At 38.0% G+C, this 24,141-nt stretch carries 31 protein-coding genes and 1 tRNA gene; 22 read left to right on the top strand and 10 right to left on the bottom strand.

Annotated elements, in window-relative coordinates; all coding sequences use genetic code 11:
• The first annotated feature begins 90 nt into the window (after positions 1–90).
• Together cgtA and proB are read left to right on the top strand one after the other, a co-directional pair.
• Entirely contained in the window at positions 91–1,305 is a 1,215-nt protein-coding gene (gene cgtA, locus DJ533_RS12165) for an Obg family GTPase CgtA (protein WP_065992712.1), read from the top strand.
• 23 nt (positions 1,306–1,328) lie between these two features.
• The gene (gene proB / locus DJ533_RS12160; RefSeq protein ID WP_065992714.1) at positions 1,329–2,462 is read left to right on the top strand and encodes a glutamate 5-kinase; all 1,134 of its coding nucleotides are present in this window, start codon (positions 1,329–1,331) and stop codon (positions 2,460–2,462) included.
• 80 nt (positions 2,463–2,542) lie between these two features.
• Here proB and DJ533_RS12155 read toward each other — a convergent pair whose 3' ends face one another.
• The 4 genes from DJ533_RS12155 to DJ533_RS12140 form a co-directional block, all read right to left on the bottom strand.
• Positions 2,543–2,680 (bottom strand): hypothetical protein, encoded by a 138-nt coding sequence (locus tag DJ533_RS12155; protein WP_171488562.1) that lies wholly within the window; start codon positions 2,678–2,680, stop codon positions 2,543–2,545.
• A gap of 249 nt (positions 2,681–2,929) precedes the next feature.
• Positions 2,930–3,277 (bottom strand): hypothetical protein, encoded by a 348-nt coding sequence (locus DJ533_RS12150; protein WP_065992717.1) that lies wholly within the window; start codon positions 3,275–3,277, stop codon positions 2,930–2,932.
• A gap of 77 nt (positions 3,278–3,354) precedes the next feature.
• Positions 3,355–4,002, bottom strand: coding sequence for an HAD-IB family hydrolase (locus DJ533_RS12145; RefSeq protein ID WP_065992719.1), 648 nt, complete (start codon positions 4,000–4,002; stop codon positions 3,355–3,357).
• Complete coding sequence (locus tag DJ533_RS12140; protein WP_065992721.1) at positions 3,969–5,174, bottom strand: DUF1615 family protein; 1,206 nt, start codon at positions 5,172–5,174, stop codon at positions 3,969–3,971. The genes DJ533_RS12145 and DJ533_RS12140 overlap by 34 nt, the downstream gene beginning before the upstream one ends.
• Positions 5,175–5,455: 281 nt before the next feature.
• Between DJ533_RS12140 and DJ533_RS12135 the strand changes: the two genes are divergently transcribed.
• The 5 genes from DJ533_RS12135 (at position 5,456) to DJ533_RS12115 (ending at position 10,673) form a co-directional block, all read left to right on the top strand.
• Positions 5,456–6,412, top strand: a complete 957-nt coding sequence (locus DJ533_RS12135; protein ID WP_065993054.1) for an AAA family ATPase — start codon at positions 5,456–5,458, stop codon at positions 6,410–6,412.
• Positions 6,413–6,422: 10 nt separating this feature from the next.
• Positions 6,423–7,328, top strand: a complete 906-nt coding sequence (locus tag DJ533_RS12130) for a DUF58 domain-containing protein (protein ID WP_065992723.1) — start codon at positions 6,423–6,425, stop codon at positions 7,326–7,328.
• Between the two features lie 2 nt (positions 7,329–7,330).
• Positions 7,331–9,337 (top strand): transglutaminase family protein, encoded by a 2,007-nt coding sequence (locus tag DJ533_RS12125; RefSeq protein WP_065992725.1) that lies wholly within the window; start codon positions 7,331–7,333, stop codon positions 9,335–9,337.
• Positions 9,338–9,359: 22 nt separating this feature from the next.
• Positions 9,360–9,436 (top strand) — tRNA-Val (locus tag DJ533_RS12120).
• A gap of 220 nt (positions 9,437–9,656) precedes the next feature.
• Positions 9,657–10,673 carry a tyrosine-type recombinase/integrase gene (locus tag DJ533_RS12115; protein ID WP_065992727.1) on the top strand — a complete coding sequence of 339 codons (1,017 nt, stop codon included), beginning with the start codon at positions 9,657–9,659 and terminating at the stop codon, positions 10,671–10,673.
• Between the two features lie 28 nt (positions 10,674–10,701).
• Here the strand turns inward: DJ533_RS12115 and DJ533_RS12110 are convergent, their stop codons facing one another.
• The 6 genes from DJ533_RS12110 to DJ533_RS12085 all read right to left on the bottom strand — a co-directional run bounded on the left by DJ533_RS12110 (position 10,702) and on the right by DJ533_RS12085 (position 15,342).
• Positions 10,702–10,995 (bottom strand): hypothetical protein, encoded by a 294-nt coding sequence (locus DJ533_RS12110; protein WP_065992728.1) that lies wholly within the window; start codon positions 10,993–10,995, stop codon positions 10,702–10,704.
• Between the two features lie 112 nt (positions 10,996–11,107).
• Positions 11,108–12,658 (bottom strand): hypothetical protein, encoded by a 1,551-nt coding sequence (locus DJ533_RS12105; RefSeq protein ID WP_065992729.1) that lies wholly within the window; start codon positions 12,656–12,658, stop codon positions 11,108–11,110.
• A 49-nt stretch (positions 12,659–12,707) separates the two neighbouring features.
• Positions 12,708–13,589 (bottom strand): PD-(D/E)XK nuclease-like domain-containing protein, encoded by an 882-nt coding sequence (locus tag DJ533_RS12100; protein ID WP_065992731.1) that lies wholly within the window; start codon positions 13,587–13,589, stop codon positions 12,708–12,710.
• Positions 13,586–13,840, bottom strand: coding sequence for a hypothetical protein (locus DJ533_RS12095; protein WP_065992733.1), 255 nt, complete (start codon positions 13,838–13,840; stop codon positions 13,586–13,588). The genes DJ533_RS12100 and DJ533_RS12095 overlap by 4 nt, the downstream gene beginning before the upstream one ends.
• A 3-nt stretch (positions 13,841–13,843) precedes the next feature.
• The gene (locus DJ533_RS12090; RefSeq protein ID WP_065992735.1) at positions 13,844–14,029 is read right to left on the bottom strand and encodes a hypothetical protein; all 186 of its coding nucleotides are present in this window, start codon (positions 14,027–14,029) and stop codon (positions 13,844–13,846) included.
• A gap of 557 nt (positions 14,030–14,586) precedes the next feature.
• Entirely contained in the window at positions 14,587–15,342 is a 756-nt protein-coding gene (locus tag DJ533_RS12085; RefSeq protein WP_065992738.1) for an XRE family transcriptional regulator, read from the bottom strand.
• 117 nt (positions 15,343–15,459) lie between these two features.
• Between DJ533_RS12085 and DJ533_RS12080 the strand changes: the two genes are divergently transcribed.
• The 15 genes from DJ533_RS12080 (at position 15,460) to DJ533_RS12010 (ending at position 24,078) form a co-directional block, all read left to right on the top strand.
• Positions 15,460–15,660 (top strand): hypothetical protein, encoded by a 201-nt coding sequence (locus tag DJ533_RS12080; protein WP_065992739.1) that lies wholly within the window; start codon positions 15,460–15,462, stop codon positions 15,658–15,660.
• An 11-nt stretch (positions 15,661–15,671) separates the two neighbouring features.
• The gene (locus DJ533_RS12075) at positions 15,672–15,986 is read left to right on the top strand and encodes a hypothetical protein (protein WP_065992740.1); all 315 of its coding nucleotides are present in this window, start codon (positions 15,672–15,674) and stop codon (positions 15,984–15,986) included.
• Complete coding sequence (locus tag DJ533_RS12070; protein ID WP_228716476.1) at positions 15,983–16,273, top strand: hypothetical protein; 291 nt, start codon at positions 15,983–15,985, stop codon at positions 16,271–16,273. The genes DJ533_RS12075 and DJ533_RS12070 overlap by 4 nt, the downstream gene beginning before the upstream one ends.
• Positions 16,270–17,262, top strand: a complete 993-nt coding sequence (locus DJ533_RS12065) for a hypothetical protein (protein WP_065992743.1) — start codon at positions 16,270–16,272, stop codon at positions 17,260–17,262. The genes DJ533_RS12070 and DJ533_RS12065 overlap by 4 nt, the downstream gene beginning before the upstream one ends.
• Complete coding sequence (locus tag DJ533_RS12060) at positions 17,255–17,890, top strand: hypothetical protein (RefSeq protein WP_065992744.1); 636 nt, start codon at positions 17,255–17,257, stop codon at positions 17,888–17,890. Before DJ533_RS12065 ends, DJ533_RS12060 begins: the two co-directional genes overlap by 8 nt.
• 83 nt (positions 17,891–17,973) lie before the next feature.
• A complete protein-coding gene (locus tag DJ533_RS12055) occupies positions 17,974–18,480 on the top strand; it encodes a RusA family crossover junction endodeoxyribonuclease (RefSeq protein ID WP_065992745.1) in 507 nt (168 codons plus the stop codon).
• Between the two features lie 45 nt (positions 18,481–18,525).
• Positions 18,526–18,936: a hypothetical protein gene (locus tag DJ533_RS12050; protein ID WP_065993058.1), complete on the top strand. Its 411-nt coding sequence runs from the start codon at positions 18,526–18,528 to the stop codon at positions 18,934–18,936.
• Entirely contained in the window at positions 18,933–19,193 is a 261-nt protein-coding gene (locus DJ533_RS12045; RefSeq protein WP_065992748.1) for a hypothetical protein, read from the top strand. The genes DJ533_RS12050 and DJ533_RS12045 overlap by 4 nt, the downstream gene beginning before the upstream one ends.
• 48 nt (positions 19,194–19,241) lie before the next feature.
• Positions 19,242–19,883 carry a hypothetical protein gene (locus DJ533_RS12040; RefSeq protein WP_065992750.1) on the top strand — a complete coding sequence of 214 codons (642 nt, stop codon included), beginning with the start codon at positions 19,242–19,244 and terminating at the stop codon, positions 19,881–19,883.
• Between the two features lie 46 nt (positions 19,884–19,929).
• Entirely contained in the window at positions 19,930–20,256 is a 327-nt protein-coding gene (locus DJ533_RS12035) for a hypothetical protein (RefSeq protein WP_065992752.1), read from the top strand.
• Positions 20,231–20,437, top strand: coding sequence for a hypothetical protein (locus tag DJ533_RS12030; protein WP_228716475.1), 207 nt, complete (start codon positions 20,231–20,233; stop codon positions 20,435–20,437). Before DJ533_RS12035 ends, DJ533_RS12030 begins: the two co-directional genes overlap by 26 nt.
• Positions 20,438–22,078 carry a portal protein gene (locus DJ533_RS12025; protein ID WP_065992756.1) on the top strand — a complete coding sequence of 547 codons (1,641 nt, stop codon included), beginning with the start codon at positions 20,438–20,440 and terminating at the stop codon, positions 22,076–22,078.
• The gene (locus DJ533_RS12020; RefSeq protein WP_065992757.1) at positions 22,075–22,515 is read left to right on the top strand and encodes a Bbp19 family protein; all 441 of its coding nucleotides are present in this window, start codon (positions 22,075–22,077) and stop codon (positions 22,513–22,515) included. Before DJ533_RS12025 ends, DJ533_RS12020 begins: the two co-directional genes overlap by 4 nt.
• Positions 22,508–23,161: a hypothetical protein gene (locus DJ533_RS12015; protein WP_215900538.1), complete on the top strand. Its 654-nt coding sequence runs from the start codon at positions 22,508–22,510 to the stop codon at positions 23,159–23,161. The genes DJ533_RS12020 and DJ533_RS12015 overlap by 8 nt, the downstream gene beginning before the upstream one ends.
• Before the next feature lie 14 nt (positions 23,162–23,175).
• Positions 23,176–24,078 (top strand): phage capsid protein, encoded by a 903-nt coding sequence (locus DJ533_RS12010; protein ID WP_065992761.1) that lies wholly within the window; start codon positions 23,176–23,178, stop codon positions 24,076–24,078.
• Positions 24,079–24,141 lie beyond the last annotated feature (63 nt).

Below are 24,141 nucleotides of genomic sequence, written 5' to 3'. Positions count from 1 at the left end.
AATTTTAATACATGTTGAATAATTCTATTCGAGAATTTTTTCAAAATATGGCAGAATATGCGGTTTTAAAGTTTTTAGAGGATTGGCAGCATGCGCTTTGTTGATGAAGCAGTCATTACCGTAGAGGCTGGCGACGGTGGCAATGGCGTAGCCAGTTTTCGCCGTGAAAAGTTTGTGCCATTTGGTGGTCCAGATGGTGGTGATGGTGGTCGTGGCGGCAGTATATATATCCAAGCCGACGATAATACCAGTACCTTAGTAGATTATCGTTATACCCGTAAATTTCGTGCAGAACGTGGTAAAAACGGTGCTGGCGCAAACTGTGCTGGTCGAGGTGGTGAATCGGTCACATTGAAAGTTCCAGTGGGAACAACCATTGTCGATACTGAGTCAGGCGATATCATTGGTGATTTAGTCGAAAATGGTCAACAAGTTTTAGTTGCAGGTGGTGGTGACGGTGGATTGGGTAATACCCATTTTAAATCATCGACCAATCGTGCGCCGCGTAAGTGTACACATGGTACCAAAGGTGAGTTTCGTGAAATTCGCTTAGAGTTAAAAGTATTGGCAGATGTAGGTTTACTGGGTATGCCAAATGCAGGTAAATCTACTTTTATCCGTGCAGTTTCTGCGGCAAAGCCAAAAGTTGCAGATTATCCATTTACTACGATGGTACCGAACTTAGGCGTGGTCGATGCAGATAGTCACCGTTCATTCGTGATGGCAGATATTCCAGGATTGATTGAAGGTGCGGCTGAAGGGGCTGGACTTGGGATTCGCTTCCTAAAACATTTGGCACGTACACGTATTTTATTGCATATCGTAGATGTTCAACCCATCGATGGTTCTGACCCTGCATATAATGCGAAAGCCATTTTGGAAGAATTAAAGAAATTCTCTCCAACATTGTCAAAACTTCCAATTGTTCTGGTTTTAAACAAACTTGATCAAATTGCTGAATCTGAACGAGAAGAATGGTGTAATCATATTCTTACAGAATTACAATGGGATGGACCGGTATTTAAGACTTCAGGTTTAACTTCTGAAGGAACCAAAGAAGTTGTGTATTACCTCATGGATCAAATCGAACAACAACACGAACGTGAAGTTGAAGATCCTGAATATGCAGCGGAAATCAAAGCCTTCCGTGATCAGCTTGAGGCTGAAACACGTGAGCAAACAATTGCCGCAAAAGAAGCTTATCGTGAAATGCGCCGTCAACAACGCCTTGCAGGATTGTTGGGTGATGACGACGAAGATGACGATGGTGATGATGGCGAAATGGAAGTGTATTACGTACGTTAAGCAAACGTACAACTGAGGACAAGATGATAGAAGTGGTAGATGGGCAACGTCAGCTCAAGGCTTTAAAACGTATCGTTGTTAAAATCGGATCATCTTTACTCACAGCAAATGGGCAAGGTTTAGATTTGGAAGCTATTTCGCATTGGGCGAAACAGATTGCGGATCTACACAATGCAGGGCACGAAATTATTTTAGTGTCATCAGGTGCTGTGGCTGAAGGTATGGTTCGTATGAAGCTAGAGAATCGACCCACCGATCTACCCAGTCTGCAAGCTTGTGCTGCCATTGGTCAAATGGGACTGATTCAAACTTGGTCAAGCGTATTGGAAAATCATACCATTCAAACTGCACAAGTATTGTTGACGCATGATGATTTGGCAGATCGTCGTCGTTATTTAAACTCGTGTGATGCACTGCAACACTTGATTGATTGGCGGGTGATTCCAGTCATCAATGAAAATGACACAGTCTCTACTGACGAAATACGTTTCGGGGATAATGATACTTTGGCTGCGATGGTTGCAGGTCAAGTGCATGCAGATTTGTTAATTATCCTCACTGATCAACAAGGCATGTTTGACTCTGATCCTCGTTCAAATCCAGATGCGAAACTTTTCCATACTGTTCGTGCGATGGATGAATCTCTGTTTGATATGGCAGGTGGTGGTGGTAAGTTTGGTCGCGGTGGGATGTTGACTAAAGTCCGTGCTGCGCGTTTGGCTGCAAAGTCAGGCTGTCCAACGCTGATTGCGAGTGGTGAAAGTGACAATGTCCTTGCTCGTTTAATGGCGGGTGAGATGCTCGGTACATTATTTATCACCGATGATGATCGTGTAACTGCGCATCAACAATGGCTTGCTGCACATTTACAAACCGCAGGGCGTTTAGTTTTGGATGATGGTGCTGTGAAAGCCATTAAAGAAAATCATCGTAGTTTATTGCCTGTTGGTGTAAAAGCAGTTGAAGGGCATTTTGAGCGTGGTGATGTAGTGGAATGTGTCGATACACAAGGTCATCGTGTGGCAGTAGGGCGTGTCAACTTTAGCTCTCGTTCTGCTGAGATCGTTAAAGGGCTAGCTTCAGATAAAGTGCATCAGGTATTGGGTGAGGCACGTTCTTTAGAAATGATTCATCGCAATCATATGGCAATATATTAGCTTTAAAAGTTAAGAATAAAAAACCTCGCACGTTAGCGAGGTTTTTTATTCTATGAATATCTTTAAATATCATCATAGCTCTATAAATTTTCATTTAAAGCTTGTTCAATTCGAATAATCTCATCAAATGTCAGTTGTTTATATTGAAAAAGTGGTGTTTTTAATAATTCATTGATAGCAAGAAGTGCATCCGTTTCAGGCTCAGTAATTTGAAGCACACTATTGTTAAAATGGAAACATGGATATTGTTCAATGGTCGCTTTGAGCAATACAGGAGAATCGCTTAACTCGTGTAAAGAGCCTACTAATTTTTCTGGAATATTTTTGGCAATAGTATAATTATTGACGAGTTTTTCTAAAGTTTCAGCTTTACTGAGAAAAATTTGTGGTGGTTCAAGTTCAGGAACATTCGCATCATTGATGTCGTAGTCATTTTCTGCTGCATTCCATAAGACATAAAATTTAGTTTAGTCAATATATTCAATACATGAAAAAATATTGGCATCTAATTCGATTAAAATATTGAATAGATCTTCTCGGTTTAATTCACTGAGCACTTGGTAAACGTCAGTCTTATGGTTCTGAATGATTTTTTGAAAAGTTGAGCTTGTATCCAAACCATTTTCATTATTGATAATTTGCAGCCATGAACTCTGATGCGCGAATTGAAATTCTAAGGATTTCCACTGCTCAGTTAAGCGGTCAAGATCGTGACTTTTATACAGTATCGCACCATATTTACCATCAAGTACACAATGATAATTTTCATCATTAAACATAAAAGATCGCTGTTTTAATAAATAGGTTTTATTCATAAAATTTCTCTTATTTTATTGTTTATATGTGGATTATTTAAAACGGCACATTGTTGAAATAAAAAAATCAGCAAGTTTTAGGCAAATTTCTTTTGTTGCTTGAGTACAGGTAAATCTTGATCTTTACCTACCATAAAGGGATGATCCGCAAGGTTTAACATTTCTGTATCTTCAATGCTATTCCCATAAGCATAAATTTTATCATACTGATCTAGATTATATTTTTCTAAAATACGAGTTCTTTTCTGATCACAACTACAATCGGGCGTCGAATAATGTCCTGTAAATACCTGATTTACAATTTCAGTTTCAGTACAAATGAGATCGACTTCTAACAGCGCACAAATATATTCCAAATAAATATCCACCGAGGCTGAAACAATGACAATCTCATCACCTAGATTTTTGTGTTTTAAAAACTGCTGATACAGTTTTTGATCAAGTTGTGTGAGTAGATATGGCGCATATTCTTCAGCGAGTTGCTGAATTTCAGCAGCATTTGCTTCAGTAAACATGGCTTTAAAGAGTTTAGGACGCATCGCAGCAGCAGGATAAATATTTAAATAATAGGCTTGTATCCAAGGCAAAATTTTAATGCCTTGTTTCATGATATGACGTTTTGATAAGGCGTAAAAAATGAACCCTGTGAAACTATCTTTTCTACACAAGGTACCATCAAAATCAAATAAGGCTAGGTTTTTATACGTTTTGCGCGTTGCATGCATGTTTCATAGCGTCCATTTACACGGCTTGCATACCAATTGGTATTATAATCACGGCTCAGTTTTGGTCCAGAAATGACCACTTCAGGCATGATCGCATACATCGGCTCATTACCTGTCTTTTCTTTATATAATTTACCAATCGCAATGTAAGTTTGAGTTTTCTCAAAGCCTTTTTCTTTCTCTTTTTTTAAGTCATTACGCAACTGACGGGGCGTAACCAATATATTATTTTTCGCAAATAAAGCAATAATCGTTTTTTCAGTGGTCGTTGTCGTAGTCCGTGGATTGCCATTTTTGTCGTAAGAGAGCAAATCGCCATCTAATGCTAAATCCGCACCTGCCAATTTATCTATCATCTTTTGGAAAGCAGCATTTCGACTTGAATACATTCCTGAATTATAGTCAGCAAAACGATAAATCGCCTTGTCATAATCGGCAGGGTAGAGCATCAAACGATGAATACCATAATATAAGCCACCATATTCGGTGTATAAATCATCACGTAATTGATTGGTGCTCATGCTACTGCGTTTATTTTCTTTGGCATAATTAATATGCACTTGCATAGAACCCAATGTGGTAATTGGATTCATTTTTTCACCAATGTCTTGTCCAACCAGTTTTGCAGCGCCTGTGAGGGCACTGACATGATAATGTTGTGCCATATAGGCAAAAATTTCTCGATACAAAACGTCTAAATCTTTTTCTGTTTTAACTTTACGCATTTGTTTAAGATAGTTGTCATCGGGTGTGGGTTGAGTTTTTAATACTTGCTCAAAATAGGTAGCAACTGTACCGCCGATGGTGGCACCAAGTTTATCTTCAAATTTCTCATTTAAACGTGTAGTAACTTCTTTGACGGCTTTATCGCCTAAGCCTGGCACAACAGGGTTGGCGATGAAGTTTGATTCCTGATCGACCACAGCAATCATGGTGCAGACATTGTCTTTGGTGGTCGGAATATTTAGCTCTTGAGAGATATCAAACATATCTTTTGCCCAAGATTCTCGGTTTTGCACACGGTTTGGAATGAGTTTACGAATTTGTTCCGTTTCAAGCTGAGGCTCATCTTCAGCAAACCATGAGCCTTTGCCACATGCAACGAGCCCAATGGAGATCGCTAAGACACTTAAAGATTTCACAAATGTTTGGGATAAACTGGAATTTTTCATAGTGATGAAAATGCACTCAGAAAGAAATGAGCTAAATAGATCACAGCAGTATACTATGTCGAATGATAAATGTAAGAAAATATATGTATATGAATTTTACTTAGAAGACTAAATTCATTAGCTTGAAAATAATACAATTTAGATGTTCATCTTAAAAATGTAAAAATTAGGAGTGGGGTTTACGGATTTTAGATGGTTATTTAAAAAATATTAAATTTTGCGTATTTAAGAAAATCATGTATGTTGGTGTAAAACATAATTATTTAATAGGAATTTTTATCGTGTTTTGGGGACAAAAAACAAAGCAAAATGAGACAATTGATTTAATATCTGAACAGGAATTAACCCCATTTTATGAAAAAATAGATGCTTTTTTACAACAAATCAATAATATCGTTTTAGATAAACCGCAACAAACAAAGCTGGCATTGTGTAGTTTACTTGCAGGTGGTCATCTGTTGTTTGAAGATTTACCGGGTTTAGGAAAAACCACATTGGCAAGTGCTTTGGCACATTTGGCAGGGCTTGATTTTCAAAGAATTCAATTTACCAATGATATGTTGGCAAGTGATGTTATCGGCATCAATATGTTTAATCAAAGTGAACACGTGTTTGAGTTCAAACAAGGACCAATTTTTACGCAAATTTTATTGGCAGATGAAATTAATCGTTGTAGTCCAAAAACACAAAGTGCCTTGTTAGAGGCAATGGAAGAAGGGTTTGTGACCATTGATGGAATGCGTTATGAGCTACCCCAGCCATTTTGGGTGATTGCCACACAAAACCCATTGTTTCAAAGTGGGACTTATCCTTTGCCTGAGTCACAATTAGATCGATTTTTGATGCGTTTATCTTTAGGTTATCCATCACGTGATGCTGAAAAACTTTTATTACAGCAACGTCCTCGTCATATATTAATTAATAATGTGAATGCTGTTTTTAAAGCTGCTGAAATTATAAAACTACAACAACTTGTACAAAAAATTTATTTAAATGACTTAGTGTTTGACTATTTGCTTGATTTAGCCAATGAAACACGCAAAACCCAACATGGCTTATCTACACGCGGTTTGTTAGCTCTAAAGAAAGCTGCACAAGCCTATGCTTTGCTAGAAAAACGTAATTTTGTCACAGTTGATGATGTAAAAGCTGTTTTTGTTGCTGTTGCCTCACATCGGCTGAATTTAGGAGAAAAAGATACTTTTGCCTTAATGCAAAAAGTTGCGGTAAATGGTTGAGGATGCCTAAATGCTGCAACAGCGATTTTTAAAATGGTTACATCAACGCTTTCAATATGAAGGTATAAATGTATTAAAACAAAAACAAGTTTTAGTATTTTTATATCAACAAGGTTATTTATATGTAGTCTTAATTTTGATTACATTTATTGCAGGTGTGAACTATGCAAATAATTTGATTTTAGCTTTTTGTTTTCTGATTAGTGCAATATTGTGTATTAGCTTTTATATTACTTTTAAACAACTTTATGCCTTGAAAATTGAAGTAGTTTTTCCAGAGGTAGGGAGAGTAAATGAAGTACTCCCATTAAAATTAATACTTCATAGCCCCGATCAAGCAATAAAATTTTTAAATTTTAAAATAGATAACCAGTTTCAGCATATCGCAGTTCATTCTCAACAACAAATAGAATTTAACTTCCAACCTCCACAAAGAGGAAAGTTTAAACTCCCCACGCTTCAAATTTTCTCAACGTATCCTTTAGGTTTGGTTCGAGCATGGACATATATCTATATGTCTGAGCCGATTTGGATTGCACCTGAACCCTATAAGTCGGAAAATGAGTTATTCAGCTCACGAAGTTCTGGTATGCCAGACTGGGATGAGTTCTATGAATTAAATCAATACAAACAAGGTGACTCGCTTAACGCAGTGTCATGGAAGCAAGCTGCACGCGGTCAGGGGCTATATATTAAAAGGTTTGAGGATCATATAGATCAAGAAACCATGCAGATTGATTATCATCGTATGCCTGCAGATGAACATGAAGTTAAACTCAGTTTAATGATGGCTCTTGTAGATGAATGTGAACAACAGCAGCGAGTTTACCAAGTCACTTTGCCTCATGTAGAAATAGAACAAGGTGTAGGATTTACACATTATCAAATGGTTAAAATAAAATTAGCGCAGGCATAATTATGCATAAATCACTACAAATTATGATTCTCGCAATGCTTGGACTGATTTGTTTAGCCTTGGTTGCTTTTATTCCAATTGCTTTATCTTTATTTTATATAATACAAATTTTTATTATTTATCAGTTTAATAAAAAACCATCACGAGATAAAATACCAAAATTTTATTCTTATTATAAATTAATCTTTGTTCTAGTTAGTTTAGCCATAATCTATTTTAATTATGCTACTTTTCTTGGCGTAGATGCCGGTGTTCCTGTGTTGGCAACTTTTTTATTTGCAAAAGCTTTAGAAACTAAAAAACAAAGGGATTTAATTATTTTATTTAACTTTGCATTATTTGTAAGTGCGAGTTTATTTTTATTTAGCCAGTCATTTATTATGGCAGTGGTGGTTTTGCTATGTTTGACGCTTGGTTTGGTTGGGCTATATCGTGTACAAATGGCATTATTTTCAGTTACCGATGTTTATACTGAAAATTTAAAAACAGATCTCCTGAATGTGCTGAAAGTAATGGCTTTAGCCGTACCATTTTTTATTTTATTATTCTTGTTTTTTCCAAGATTTCCACCTTTATGGCATGTACCTATTCCTAAAAATAATGCTGTAACGGGTTTAAGTGATCAAATGTCACCGGGTAGTATCGCTGAGTTATCACAATCAACAGCATTGGCATTTCGAATTATTGGAAATATACAACAATTACCGCACAGAGAAAATTTATATTGGCGCGCCATGGTGTTGGATCAATATGATGGTCAAACATGGACACGAAATACACTAAATACCTTACCTCAAAAAAATCTAAATATTCATTTAAATAAGCATTTGAATTATCAATATTTAAATGCAGATCAAAATCAAACATTGATTACTGCTTTAGAGCAGTCTATACCGAATGAATCTCGTTATTATTTACATCAAGATGGTGCGATTACAGCACGTCGCGCAGTTCAAGTGAATAGTCCCATAAATTTACAATGGGTTGGCAATAAAGAAATATTTGATGATCATCATCGAGAAAATAGAGAAAGAATTAATTTAAAATACCCACAAAAATTTGATACCAAGGCACAACAATTGGCAACGCAACTTTTTGTCCAGAGCCAATCTAACCCTGAAAAGTATGTCAATAATGTTTTGAATTGGTATCGCATAAATGGCTTTAGCTATACTTTGTCACCCGGTCGCTTAGGAGAAAATCGTGTTGATGATTTTTTATTTGGGAGCAGACAAGGATTTTGTGAGCATTATGCGTCAAGTTTTACCCTTTTAATGCGTTATGTGGGAATTCCAGCACGTGTGGTGATTGGTTATCAGGGCGGACAATTTGCCCCCGATCAAAAAAGTTGGGAGGTACGTCAATTGGATGCACATGCTTGGTCTGAAGTTTATTTAAATGGAAAATGGCAACGTATTGATCCGACAGCAATTATTTCACCGCAACGTATCGATCAAGGGATGCAGGATTTAATCAATCAAGACCGTAATATTTTAGGGGATTCAAATTTTAGCTATCAGCATTATTCGGTGTTAAAAACTTTACGTGTTTGGAGTGATTATGCAAGTTACCAATGGCAAAGCAAAGTTGTGGGTTATGATACGGATAAACAAAAAAATTGGATGAAAAAACTAGGACTGGACTCAAGTTATAGTTATGGGATGATTTTAATTGCTGGAATATTATTTATTGTATTGACTTATTTTTTAATTAAAACTGCCAATAGTTATATGAAACAAAGTAAATTTGAGCGAGTGATTGCAAAATTTTCTAAGCATTTAAATAATGAAGATCGACAAAAAGAGTATGAAAGCTTTCAGCAGTGGATGTTACGTTTGGCTGAATATACAGATCAGCCACAATGTTTTAAACAGAGTTATCTCATGTATCAAAAAATAGTTTATTTAAAACAAGAAAATAGCGAGTTAGTTGTAAAATTTGAAAACTTGCTTAAAGAATGTTCGACTGAATTAAGAAATGTGAAAAAAACTTGTCATCATCAAAAATAGTGAATATGATCTACTGCATTCTAGGTTTATAGCTCAGTTGGTTAGAGCGCTACGTTGACATCGTAGAGGTCACCAGTTCGAATCTGGTTAAACCTACCAAAATTTTTATTGATATATATCAATAATATAAGGGCAAAATTGTAATGATTTTGCCCTGTTTTTTATGTCAAATAGGTCAGCTTTGAGTAATCAAAATACTCAAAATTTGCATTAAAAACTGCTTTATATTTCGCTTTTGGGCGCCAAATTTGAAGAACGTATGTGTCTTTAAAGATTTTGGTGCCCAAATTACGGCCCCAAATATTTAGAGTTAGTAATTATGCAAAAACCTGTCAAACGTGGCAATGCCTGGCGCATCCAAGTCAAATACAAACATCTCCGTGATGCAGCTACTCGCGATACTCCTGAAGAGTGCACTCAATGGGCATATAAACGCCTAATAGAATTGCAACTTGAATATGAAAAAGAACTAGAAAATCTGAATAAACCTAAATGTACCTTACGCGAGCTTTTCCACCTCTATTATGAAAAGTGTGGCCAATTCAAAAAAAGCAAAGAATATACACGTAATCATCTAAAGTGGCTTGATCGTTACTATGGCGATCTAGTTGATAAATCTATTCATGAAATCACACCAAAACTTATTACAGAAAATCGTGATAGACGTTTGAAGATGGTACAACCTGCAACTGTACATAGAGAAATGAGTTTAGGATCCGTGGTATTTACCTTTGCTGTACGTGAAGCATTTCTAATTCCATCAAATCCATTTAACTTGGTTAAGAAACCTATTAGATCGCAATCACGGCAAAACCGTATTAGCCAAACACAGATTGAACAGATCCTAAAAGGTTTGGATAATTATCATGAAAATATGGTACCCAATACACCAGGACATTTTGTTGCTTGGTCTTTCTTATTTGCGCTTGAAACAGCAATGCGTAAAGGTGAAATTTTAGGTATCCATAAAGAACATGATCATGGTGATTATGTACATTTGCCTGATACCAAGAATGGTACTTCACGTGATGTACCACTTTCACATAAGGCTAGAAAGCTTTTAGATTTATTGCCAAATCGAAAAGGTGGTTTAATTCCTCACAGTTCTAATTCATTTAGACTTTTATGGCAGAGAAATTTAAAACGTATTGGCTTAGATGGTGATTTGACGTTTCACGATACACGTCATGAAGCAATTACACGTATGGTAAATAATCAAAAACTACCTGTAGAGATACTGGCAAAGGTGACAGGGCATAAAACCCTCAGTGTATTAGTGAATACTTATTACAATCCAACAGCTTCCGAGATAGCAAAAATGTTGAATGCTGCTTAAAATTATGCCCCATTGAATGGGGCTTTTTCTAATTCTTACGTCTAGCACCACGTTTGGTAGCGATAACATTTAAGTTCTCTAGAACAGGTAAAACTTCTTTTGGATCGTATAGGTGTTTATTTTCATCACCTTTATTAAACGCACCAACTTTTTCAATAATTGTTTTGCGAGAATAATTAAAACGTTTTGCAAGCCAAGCTGCTGTTACACGGTGAGGTAATTCTTCAGCTTTTAATTCAACGATTGTTCCACCAGCGAAATCATCACCTAGGAATAATTGTGGTGGTTTACTTGCTTCAATGACAACAATATATTTATTCATCATATAATCTTAATCCCAATCAGATTGGATCGCAGAGGGTCAGCTATACGATCCGATTTTTCTTTGACTGGCGATTCCTCCATTAATATATTTTTAATGTGGCCAAACTGCTTTAAGCTGTGATTTCTGCTTCACGACGTTCGGCAGCTTGCTCAATTAACAATTTTTCTTCAGGACTAAATTTGTTATAAGGATTACTTTCGAGTTCAGCCCAAACCTGATTTATTTCATCTTGAGTCGTGCATTTTTCAATTCGTGTAATTGCACGATCTACCGCTGTGTCTGGTGCCGACTGCGCCTCGCCAAAAATATCACCTTGGCTTAGGATCTCTTTGCGTTGTGCATAAGAGGTTAAAACTATTTGGTGATGCTCATCTGTCATTTGAGCCTTATTTTCAGTGATGCGTTTAGCGACCACTTCAAGTTCTGCAACGTCTTTTGACTCTTGGATTTGTCTAATCAAACCACCTTTAATGCTATTGCTCTTGATCTCATTAATCACAGGTGCTTTTGGTTTGTTGGGTTCATCAATCTTTTGCTGAACTGCATTTAAAACATAGGTCTTATGAGCATCAGTTAAGATTTCATCACTCTGAATAAAGGGAATGATTGCTTGTAAATCTTGAGAGTTTGTAAAGCCATTAATTTGATCCAGCATTTGCTTACGCACCTGTGCCGAAGTTGGTTTTTTCTCTTCAACTGGTGGTGCTTCTTGCTGAGTTGATTTAGGCTTTTTTGCTTCAGTTGTTTTAACTGGCTCAACGTCAGTCACTTTGTATTTTTCTGATTGAGCAGTCCAAAACTTAATTAATTCATTACGTTCTGATTCATCAGCAAGAGCATAGATGCTGCTTTCCAATTCTTCCAAGGCATCCATTGATTTCGCTTTTAAGATTAAGTTTTTAATGTGTTTAAAATCAGACGCATTGATTACAACGGATTCACTTTCAGGTGTAACATCAATCATACGGTCTTGTTCTTCTTCCGCAGAACGTAAGCCCATCAATAGCTCAGGTGCATATACACGACCAAAGAACGAAGCAGCACGATAACGTAACATTTGCTCAGACATGGTTTGCCATTTGCTACCATCTTTCGTGTACCAGCCTTCTTTTACAGCCATTTCAATTGTGATTTTTGAAGAATCAAGGCGTTCACCAGTGTCCTTCTCAATAGCCCAAGCAACACAGCTATAGTCATGAATTTTAATAGTCTTGGTTATGTTTTTCTTCTTACGGTTTTCCCAAACCGTTTCTGTATATTCAATTTCCTTTTCGCCTAAATCTTCAAATGCAAAACGCAATGCAGAAAAACGACCACTGCTATTAATGCTGGCCATAATGTACTGTGATGACCAGCTAGGGCGACCATTCACAATGTAAAGGTTTTGCATGATCATGATTGGATCTGCGCCCATACGGTTTGACATATTCAAAGCAATGATGCAGTTCGGCAAGCCGTTCGGATTTGGTTCTTCACGCCATAGCTGATTTCCATAATCATCTTTACCAGCTTTCTTTTGAATCGTTGCGCGATATTGTTCAGGCACAAGGGTAGAGCTAGACAACATTTTCGCAATGCGTTGTGATAGCTCGAAAGACTCAAGGTTTAATAATCCAACTGATTGTTGAGTTGGTGCAGACATTTGTGTTTGAGCGTTCATGAATAAAATTCCTTAAATTTGAATAAAACTGTCTTAAAAATGAATAAAATTAGTGAAAATCAGCATCTAGGGCTTGTTTGGCCATATAAGATGGTAAAAAAATGTCTTCAATTTCTTTTGAATAACCATCCCACTCATTGATCAACAGCGACTCGGCAAGCAATTCTTTCGCTTTGTTATAGCGAGCATCACCAACACTTAAAAATAGATCAGAAGCGTTGTACTGCTTAACGTTGAAGGGAATAGAACTTTCAGCGGTGAGAAGAATAAAAGGGGGCTTATCCTCTGTTTGGTAGTACTGCTGGAAGCCTTCGCGGTACATCGATGCTGATAGGTCATAACCAAAGTCAGCACATTTTTTCGAGAAAGCGTGAGGACGTGCATCCGTTGTTGTTTTCACATCAAGAATCAAGCCGTTTGGAAAATTCTTGCAGGGCACTATATGGTAGTCGGGACGTACACGAAGTTTTAAGCCATACACAGGATCTGTGAAGAATATGCTTGCTTCTGCCATGCCGTATTCATTCATCATGAATTGGTATGTACTTAACGTACGCAAGTTATTTGCGATGCGTTCAGCGCCATCTACCTGTTCTTGAGTAACCAAAATTTTTCCCTGGTTCGCTTCCTCCCAAGCCAAAGCTTCTTCTTTGCCAGCTTTGGTGCGCTTATCAAACTTTGGAGCAATCACAAATTCTGATTCAAATTGCTCAGGTTCAAGAAACATGGTGTGCGCTAAAGTCCCAAAGTTCATTGCCTCTTTGGTTTCTTTTTCTGTTTCTTTCAAAATATTTTTTGAATAGAAATGAGCACCTGAGCGAAGCATGTCTTTAAGCTGACTTGAGCTAAATTCATGACGAGCGTGATATTCATCGTTACTCATTTTTTCAATGAGTTGGGCAGGGGTTGAAAGTTCTACATAGGCGTTCATTGGTTAGCTCCCCATTTTTCTGCACAATTGTGTGCGATTAAATTGCCAGCTCCAGTGCGCCAAACAATGCCGTACTCACCATCCATTCTGAAACGTAAGATTTCATCTTGTGCAAGATGGGCATAAACATCAGCACCATTATCTATAAGCCAATTACTAAATTCTTCAACTTGGCTTGGAAACACTGCTATACGCTTTTTATATTGTTTTGTGCTGCCATAGCGAGCACGTAGTTTTTTCCAATCGTTCACAGGTCAACCTCCAAACATTGCAACTAATGCAGCAGTGATAGCAAACCAAAACACCAAGGCAATAAGTGCAAAAATCGCGAATTCTTTAGCATTGGCAAGGATGATCGAGAGGCGTGAAGTACGCATTTCAGCAGCAGTTGGCTCTTGATAGAGCCGAGTCGTTTGACTCTTAGTAGGTTTTTGTTTCATAATGATCTCGCTTTATGTAAACCGCCAAGGGTCTCAGTTCTTCGGCGGTTTTTTTGTAGGTACGAGATAAATATCGCATTAACGATATGTTTATGTCAATAGCGATAGATTGAAATATGGCTAAAATGATAAAATATTTTTATAGCAATAAAAAAGCCGTCAATAAAATGACGGCTTTAGTTGAGATTAAATATCACTCTCTATAGTTGGGCATATTTATGCTGTATTTCCTCAAGATTTTTATAGTGTTTTTATGTTGATCATGAGATATATGGCAATATTTTTCGGATAGTAAATCACGTATATAGAATGCCTCGTATTGTATTAGATCTAGCATCATTTCCATATTTTCATTAATCCCACCTCGTTTCATTAATTTGTTAATTTTCTTATTGTTAGAGTAAAGATCATATAAATTTAAAGCTATCTCGTAACTAACGTCAACAGGCAACCTCGTATCGAGTTGAAGTAAAGTTCCAGGCAAGGACTTGTGTATCAGCCTTTTGGGTGCAATAAAGAAAAGAAAATAAGCTACTATTATGTTAATAATTCTCATATTACCAATTTTCCATTGCTTGCCAAGACCATGCCCAACCAATAATTTCAAATTGCTGGTCAATAATTTCCTGTGCTGTTAAACGCTCTTCTGGATACTCAATCGAGTTATCACTCACTATTCGCACACCACCAAGTGGTAAGTTGTAAAGCCTTTTAAACTTAAATAAACCACCATGACAAACAGCAAAAATCTTCCCATCTTTAACAGTGTTTCTAGATAAATCAACATATACCAAATACTTATCCTTAATTGTTGGATCCATTGAATTTCCTATTGATGGAAAAACAACACAGTCATTAGGCCTAATCCCTCTATCCTTGAGTGGCTGGAAGTTTGTTTTTAATACCTTGAAGTCACTCTCCATTATTTCGCCGATCGCACCATTTCCACAAGAAATAGGTAATTGATCAAAATATTTTATTTCCACTTCATCAATTTCATTAAAGTCTAAAATATTTTTAAAGGGGCTTTTTTTTGAGTGAAAATCCAAGTTTTTACTCATATTTTCATTAAATTCAATCCTTTCAATTTGTTCTTTATTTAGTTGAAAAGTCTCATCCTTACCAGTCAATAAATATTTAGCTGTTGTATTTAGTGCAGCAGCAATTGCATCCATCTTTTCTGCAGATGTGCTTTTCTTATCATTCTCTAAATCAGATATTGTTGATTGTCCAACTTTAGCTTTTTTAGCTAAAGCAGGTTGCGATAAACCACAACTAGATCTAAGAGATCGAATTCTATTACCAACAGACATATAGATTACCTATTTTTATTTATCGCTATTGTGATATAAAAAAGTATCGCAATGGCGGTTGATTAAATATTGCAATCGAGATACATTATCGCTATAGCAATACTTAGAGTGAATAAAATGACTTACTGGAGTCAATTAATTAACGAGCTGCAAGACAAAGAAAAGGGAAACATGTCCCAGCATGAAATTGCAGCCCAAGTTCCATGCTCACAAAATTATATAAGTGAGCTAAAGGCAGGAAAAAAGGGCAAAAGAATTTCTCATGAAATTGCAAAAGGCCTTGAAGATTTACATAAGAAAAAAGTTCAAGTTTCTTGAAGGGTGAACCTATGTCCGAAAAACTCACCGATAGCATCACATTTAAATGTACATATGAAGAAAAAAAAGAATTTGAAGCTATCGCATTGGCTGAGAAATCTGACATTTCTAAATTAAGTCGTGTGTGCATGAAGAAGAAAATCCAAGAAGTTCGGGAATATCTTTATTCTCTCCAATCACTTACATGTCTTACCACAGATACAAGAGATACGTTTGAGCTAACAGCTCCTTTACGTGATGTCACCCCACCAAAAACTACAGCCACAAAAAAAGCCCATCTGTGCGACCAGTTGAGCTTGATTTGCCATACCAATGAATTGATATGAGGGATTTACCGATGACCAATGTATCACACACAAATGAATTGGCAAAAGAAAAATTGCCAAAGTATATCGAAACAGAATTGGGCAAAGAAAAACTTTGCATTGAGTGCCAAGAGTATTGGCCACTGGACGAGGAATTTTGGTGGACACGTAAGAACAAGTCCCTCAAAGACCCAAACGGCATTAGATACGAAGCAGCTTGTAAATGTTGTTACAACGTCCGCTATCGCCCTGGTCATGTTAAAGGCACATACAAAGTTAAATCACAGCATGAGAAGGTGGCAGCATGAGTATTGCAGAAGTAATTCCATTTCGCGCGCCTGATCCGCAAGTCAAAGAGGTAGTTGTGGACAAGGAAGATAAGAACAATGGTTATACACCGTTGCCTAACTTCATCTGTGATGAGGGTTATTTAAGTGCATTAAGTGGCGAGGCTATTAAGTGCTTAATTCTTCTTAATCGTCATATCAATGGCTTTCATGTTGAAAATAAAGCTATCGGTGAAGCACTGATTATGAAATTAACAGGGTTCAAAGATAAACGCACTGTGCGTAGAAATATGGCTGAATTAGCAAAGTTCAAGTTAATAGAAATAGTCAAGGAAAAGGGTAAATCATCAAACTATTTTCTAACATTTGAAAAGCGAATTACCTTAAAACTAGTGACATTGAATGATACTAGTTTGGAGAAAAAAGAGTATCTAAAAGTAGTAGCATCGAATGTACCCACCTCAAGCAAACTAGTAGCATCACATGTCACTACACTAGTAGCATCGAATGTACCTACCACTAGTGACATTGAATGTACCCCTGTAAAAGAAATATATTTAAAAGAAAATATTAAAAAAGATGAAGAGGAAGCACAGGCGAAATTTCAAGCTCAAAATCGTCAGCTCAATTTCATCGAATATCACACTTCGGATCGTGAAGCGATTTCACTGAAAAACCTATTTCAAAAATATCCAGCACAGGTCGATTTTTACGATCAAGCCAAAATGAGTTTTCCTGACCACAGTCACGAACAAATCGTCACTGAGTTACGAAAACTTGCCCAGTGGTCACTGTCAGCAGCAAACCACATGCCGCAAAAGTGGATGAATATCTGGCTTGGTTGGATGCAAAAAATTCCAACTCAAAGCGAAATTGCAGCAGCCGAAGCACGTAAACAACAAAAATCTCAAACTCAAACGCCTAAGGCTGAAAAACCGAAACGTGTCAGCCGCTTTGGAAAATATTTAAAACCGCAGCAACCGCAGCAAGGGGAGATCTACGATGTTTGAAGTTCAGCAGTACCAGCAGGCACTTGAACAAACCGTCACTTTCCCGATCGAAGTTGCTCAAGAAATTTTAGGAATTATCGAATCGATATTTGGATCTGATTTTGAACGTGTACACGGTGCAACGGATGAAGAAATTTTGATTGAAACGTTTCGTGTGGTCCTGGATGGACTCACTCCAGGACAAATTAAAAACGGCATCAAAAACATGCGATCTGAAAAATGGTGTCCAACGCTTTCTGAGTTCAGACGTTTGTGTTTACAAGATGATTCTTGGTGGACAGCGGAAATGGCTTGGGCCATGGCACTGAATTGGAAAAAGGACAATTCAAAACCGATCACAACTTTGACAAGAAAAACCATTCTCGAAGTGTCTGAAATCCTGAATACACAAGGGCAGAAGGCAGCATACAAGCCATTCATCGAAACGTATGAATTTAATTTACGTGAAGCGAAAAAGCAGAACCGTACGCAGCTCATGTGGATTAAACCAACTCGTACAAATAACGATGAAAAACAAAAGGAATTTGAGCAGAAACAGGTTGAACGCACTAGAACAGCATCACCAATGCCAGCGAATTTAGCCGCAGCAGCAGAGCTGATTTACAAACGTGCAGGTAAACCGATATGAGCGATACAAATTTAATCAGAATCGGGTGTTTTTTGTTTTTATTGGTGTGGTTTTTAGCAACGATGCAAAAAGAGGAGTTTTAAATGCGTTGGAGTGAACAACAGCTAGAAGCGCATTTAAAAGCGCACAGGAATAAGGCAGAACGCTCGAAATTGCGATTAAAAAGCGAAAATGATGCAAAGGTACATCAAGCTAGGAAAAACATCGTACAAGAGAAATTAGAGCCAAATACGGAATATGACGAAAAACAAGTTTTATTTTGTGAAGTGGCAGCAACACCGCCATCTGTAAATCATTACTGGGAACGCACAGAAAAGGGAATGAAGTTATCTGAACGAGCACAACGGTTTCATGCATTGATGATTGCCCTTATACCAGCTTTGAGACTGTCATCACGTTTGAAATTAGAAGTTGTTTTTCATTTTCCTGATCGTAGACGTAGAGACATAGATAACCCACTTAAAGCAACGATCGACAGCTTAGTGAAGTGTGGACTTTGTGATGATGATGAACAGTTTGATGAGTTAATCGTCAAGCGTGGTGCGGTCGTAAAAGGCGGTCTTATTCGCTTAAAAGTTTGGGAATTATAGGGGGTAGGGATGGTTGTAGGTGCTGTTAGAGATAACAAGTATGGAATGGCTAGAGATAGCGATTTGATGGAGTATTCGAACTCTCCTCGCGCGCGCGCACGTTTTGTTGACGCCCGCAAACAAGCCAAGGCTTTCATTGTTAAAAAACGTGCCTACAGGTGTCCTGACTTCAACAGAATTATCCTGGATCTTCGCAACCTAGGTTGGTCACACGAAAAGATAGCGCACGTGCTAGATGTTTCAAGCGCTTCAACTGTGTCGGCTTGGTCTACAGGGACAAAACCATTTTACGAAAACGGCGAACAACTCATCATGCTATGGCAAGAGCAAACAGGCATTGAGCGATACCCGCGTGAGGGTGAATGGCAAACATATAAATACAGGGTGGGACAGTTGGATCTATTAGACATATTAGACGATGTGATCGACCAGTTAGATGAGGAAATTAGGAAATGACTACTAGGAAAATTAAGCAAGTTCTAAAAAAGAAAGGGTATGAACTTTTAGACATGAGGATTTTACCTTGGACTTGGCAAGGTGAAACAGAGTGGTTGATTTTGGTCCCGAAAGATCAGCAGCAACTCATCATTAAACATGGGAGTGATTATTTTTGCGCCCAAGACTTTTCTGGTGATGGGTATTTTGGTGGCAATGCTGAAGTGATTGCAGAGTCGTTAGAGTTCTTACCTGATTTGAATAGCTTGGAAATCTAAAAATAAAGGGTTTTATGGTAAATTAAAAAAAATAACTTAGGAGTAAAAATGTATATTTTAGAGGAATTTAAAAGTTCGCCACTGGCAGAGAAGATAACAGCTATCTCAACTGCAATTATAATTGTGGGTATTAGTTATAAATTTGGATATTATAAATTTACACCCTTAACAAGTGGTTGGGTTTTGCCATTTTTTAACTTATTTGATATTGCATTTTCAGCTTCAAAATTAATAGGAATTTATATTAGTGGTCTCTTAATTTTGGATAAAAGTTTTACTAGTGAGAATGGTAAACAAGAATCACAAAAAATAATTTTTTTGATAATTATTGTTTGTATTGTATGTTACTTCCTGGATACTACTGTAATTGATATTTTATCAATAGCAGTACCAATTATCTCCGCAATCTTGTTGGTAGGCTTTGATGGAATCACAAAATATATAGCCTTGGCTTTATTGATTTTTATTTCTCCATTTGTAAATGGATTGGCTGACATTAAGAATGATTTAAAATATGATGCTTTACCAACTGTTGTTTTAAAGGAAACAAAACCAATAGAGGATTGGCGTCTACTTGATAAAGCCAATGAAAAAATACTTTTAATAAATTTCAGAAAAAAAGAAGAAATAAAGATTGTTGAATTTGGCGAGATAGAGAAAATCATTAATAAATCACCCAACCAAAGCTAACTACTCACTTTGCACACTAGCCCTATCACAACGATGGGGCTTTTTTATGGCACGTACTCTTAAAACACCAGGCGAAACCACAACTACAGAAACCGAAGTAGATACATCAAATGTACCTACATCTGATGCAGCTACATTAAATGCTACTACTTCCGAAACAGAAGCAGAGCAAGCCAAACCAGAAACCACCACTACAGAAACCGAAGTGGGGCAAATGTCACCTGCAGAAATGCAAGCCATGATTTTGTCTTTGCAAAAACAGGTAGCACAACAAAAACCAGCAGAAGTTATGCCTGTTGCAGAACAAAAAACAGTTGAACAGCGTTCACGTGTGGTACTGGGCAAACATGGCTGGACTCGGGAGTACTACTAATATGTGTGGTGGCAAAGTAGTTAAACAAGATCCTGAAGCTGACGCAAAAAAAGCAGCGGAAGAAGCTGCAATCAAAGCAAATGCTAAGGCAGCTCAACGTAATCAGTCACGCAGTCAATCTATGTTATCAAGCACGGACACTGCAGCACCTCAGCAAAAAACAACCTTAGGCGGTGGCTAAATGAATTTGACTGTTCAGATGTGCCAACGGCACGGACAAATGAAACTGCAACGATCAATGCACGAAGCTCATTGGCGTGAATGCTATAAGTTTGGTGCACCTGAGCGTCAGCAAAGTTTTAGCGGCGGTGATGTTGAATCAACACGTGAAACTGAACGTGCAGATCTATTTGATTCAACTGCTGCTGAGTCTGTCCAGTTGCTTGTGGCGTCAATCATGTCAGGTGTTACACCTTCCAATGCACTTTGGTTTAAAGCCGTACCTGATGGTGTGGACGACATTACAGAAGTGACAGAGGGTGAACGCTGGCTTGAAGAAGTTTGTCAGTTCATGTGGCGCAATATTCACGCTGCTAACTTTGACAGTGAAGCACCTGAAACCGTAACTGATGTGACCGTGGCTGGCTGGGGTGTTCTTTTTGTTGATATTGATCGTGAAGCTGGCGGCGGTTACGTCTTTGAATCTTGGGCCATTGGTGATTGTTTCTTAGGTTCAAGTCGTGCGGACGGAATGGTAAATATAATTTATCGTGAACACATGATGACGTGTGAAGCCATGATCAATGAGTACGGCGAAAAGAATTGTCATCACTCAATCTTAGAAGCTGCTAAACGCAATCCTGAAGAACGTTTTAGAGTTCTGCATGTGATTAAGCCAAGAAAGGTTAAAGGCGCAGGGCAGCTTAGTAAAGACATGCCTTTCGCTTCATATCACATTGATCTAAACAATAAGCACATGATGAAAGAATCAGGCTTTCATGAATTCCCTTGCGCTTGTCCACGTATGCGCCGAATCCCTAATTCAGTCTACGGCAAAGGACAAATGGCAGTCGCTTTACCTGATGCTAGATCTGCAAATCATTTGATGCGTAAAACATTGGAATCAGCAGATTTAGCTGTGGCAGGGATGTGGATCACAGTAGATGATGGTGTACTCAATCCGCATACAGTCCGTATTGGTCCTAAAAAAATCATTGTGGCCAATAGTGTGGATTCAATGAAACGCTTGGATGATGGATCTAATTTCCAAGTATCTGAATTGATTTTAGACCGCTTACAAGGCGGTATTCGTAAAAAGCTGATGGCTGATCAGTTGCCACCAATTGGCACACAACAAATGACAGCGACCGAGATTAATACACGTGTTGCAATTATTCGTCAGATGCTTGGGCCTTTGTATGGACGTTTTCAGTCTGAATACCTACTTCCACTTTTAGATCGTTGTTTCGGTTTAGCTTTGCGCTCAGGTGTTTTGGGTAATCCACCACAGGAGCTTCAAGGACGCAATCTTTCATTCAAGTTCATGTCACCAATGGCACGTTCTCAACAAATGGAAGAAGTCGTAGCAACTGAACAATACATTGCAAGTATTGCCAATGCAGCGCAGATCGATAACACCATTTTAGACAATATTAATTTTGATGCAGCAGCTCAGATCATGGCAACAGGTCGTGGTGTACCAGCCGCTATTTTGCGAAGTACTGAGGAAATTCAGGATCTACGTAAAGCACGTCAAGAAGCCCAAGAAAAACAAGCTGAAATGCAACAGCAACAAGCCATGCAGCAAATGGCAGGTCAAGCAATGGCAAAGGGTATTGAAGGGCAAATGGCACAGCAAATGGGTACTGAGGTGATGCAATGATTTATTTCTTAATTGTCCTGGTACTTATCTTCGCAATAGCAACTGTGATCTGTGGCCTTGGTTGGTTAGAGGCTCATCGAGCGTTAGAAGAAGAACGTTTGGTGAATCATCGAATCAAAGAAGATGCACAGAATGTAGGTACATCAAATGACACTACTTCTGTTTCAGAAGTGGAAACAGGACATCAAATTAAACGCAAGTTTTATCGAAAGCCTACAGCAGAAACATACCGCAATGTCTTTGATTTCGACATCAATGGACAACGAATTTTAGAAGATCTAACCAACGTATTTTGTCGATCGACTTATGTACGTGGTGGTCAAGATGCAGAACGAGAGTCTTGTTATAGAGCTGGGCAATCGTCAGTGGTAAACCATATTTTGGCAAAAATCAATCAAGCCAATGATCCAAACTTTAAGGAACAATTAGATGACTGATCCAGTAATTACACCTGAACCAATCGAACCAGCACCAAGTTTATTGGGTGGAGATCCTCAGCCTACTGAGCCAACAGAACCCACTGAACCAAGTGAGCCAGTATCAACCGCACCTGAATCGATTGATGGTTATAACGTTGAAGTTGAAGGCTTTGACTTTGAAGAATTTAAAGCAATTGAAGAAAATCAGGCATTTTTAGAACGTGCACGTGAAGCAGGTTTAAGTAATGAAAGCCTGAATTTCTTGCTGAAAGAATATAACGACATTATTCCGGGGCTGATGGAAGCCAATGCACATTTAGACAATGAGGCATGTGTCCAAGCAATGACTGATGTGTGGGGTAATGAGACGCAAGCCAATTTTGGTTTTGCCCAAGCTGCCGCAAACAATGCAATTCAAAACGGTATTTTGACTACAGAAGAAGTGAATAGCGCAGCCTTTGGGAATAATCCAGCCGTTTTAAAAGCTATGGCGTATTTCGGTCAACAACTTGGGGAAGATTTACCCCCTCAAAATACACAAACAAACACAGCTACAGACGTTACAGAATTGATTTCATCAGAAGCATACATGAATGAAAGTCATCCTGATCATAAGCGTGTCTATGCTCAAGTGGAAAAACATTTCCAGAAAAATAGTCGTTAAAGGGGAATAATCCAATGGCTACAGTGAACGAAAATAAAATTACGGCGGCGTTTGTACAGCAGTTTCACAACACCTATGAAGTTGCAGCAATGCAAAATGAATCACGACTGCTTAAAACAGTTGTGAATCGTGGTCGTATTGAGGGTGAATCATTTACGATCAACGATATGGGGCAAGTAGAAATGCAAGCCTCAGGTGCTCGTTTTGGTGATACCAATTGGCAAATTCCTGACGCTGGTGTGCGTACTGCTTTAATGTCAGATTTTGATTGTTTTATTCCAATTGAAAACCGTGATTTACCGAAATTAAAAGCCCTACCAAATGACAAGTACATGAAAAACTTGATCAGTGCGAAAAACCGTAAAACGGACGATATTATTTATCAAGCATTGGTGGGTTCTATCACTCGTACAACGGTGAATGATGCAGGTGCTAAAACTCCAACATCAGTAGCATTGCCAGCAGCTCAGATCATTCTTTCTTCTGCTGGAACGTTGAAACAACAATTGATTCATGCAAAATCATTATTCCGTAAAAATGAATGCGATGAGCAAGCAGGTGAGCAGCTCTATATCCTGTACACATCTGACATGCTGATCAACATTTTGTCTGATACCACACTTACATCTGCTGATTTTATGGCAGGTAAAATGCTGCAAGAGGGTGCAGTCGGTGGTAAGTGGTTGGGCTTCAATTGGATTCCATACGAAAAACTGAATCAAGGTGCAGCAGTTGGAGAGCTACGTACTGTTGCTTACTGTGGATCTGCCGTGCATTTCGGTGATGCAGCGATTACAGGTTTTGATATTTCTACCCGTCCAGATAAGAAAAATATCAAACAGGTTGGTGGTGTGCATTCGTTTGGCGCAGGTCGTGCGAATGAAAAGAAAGTCGTTGCAATTGATTTTGTAGTCTAAGTTTTTGCTCTGCATCTTCTGGCGAGGTGCAGGGCTTTTTTATTATTTAAGATAGGAAAGTGA

This window comes from Acinetobacter defluvii, from assembly GCF_001704615.3.
GTDB classification, from domain to species: domain Bacteria; phylum Pseudomonadota; class Gammaproteobacteria; order Pseudomonadales; family Moraxellaceae; genus Acinetobacter; species Acinetobacter defluvii.
The sequence above is the reverse complement of the archived record's forward strand: the minus strand, read 5'-3'. Positions and strand labels throughout refer to the sequence as shown.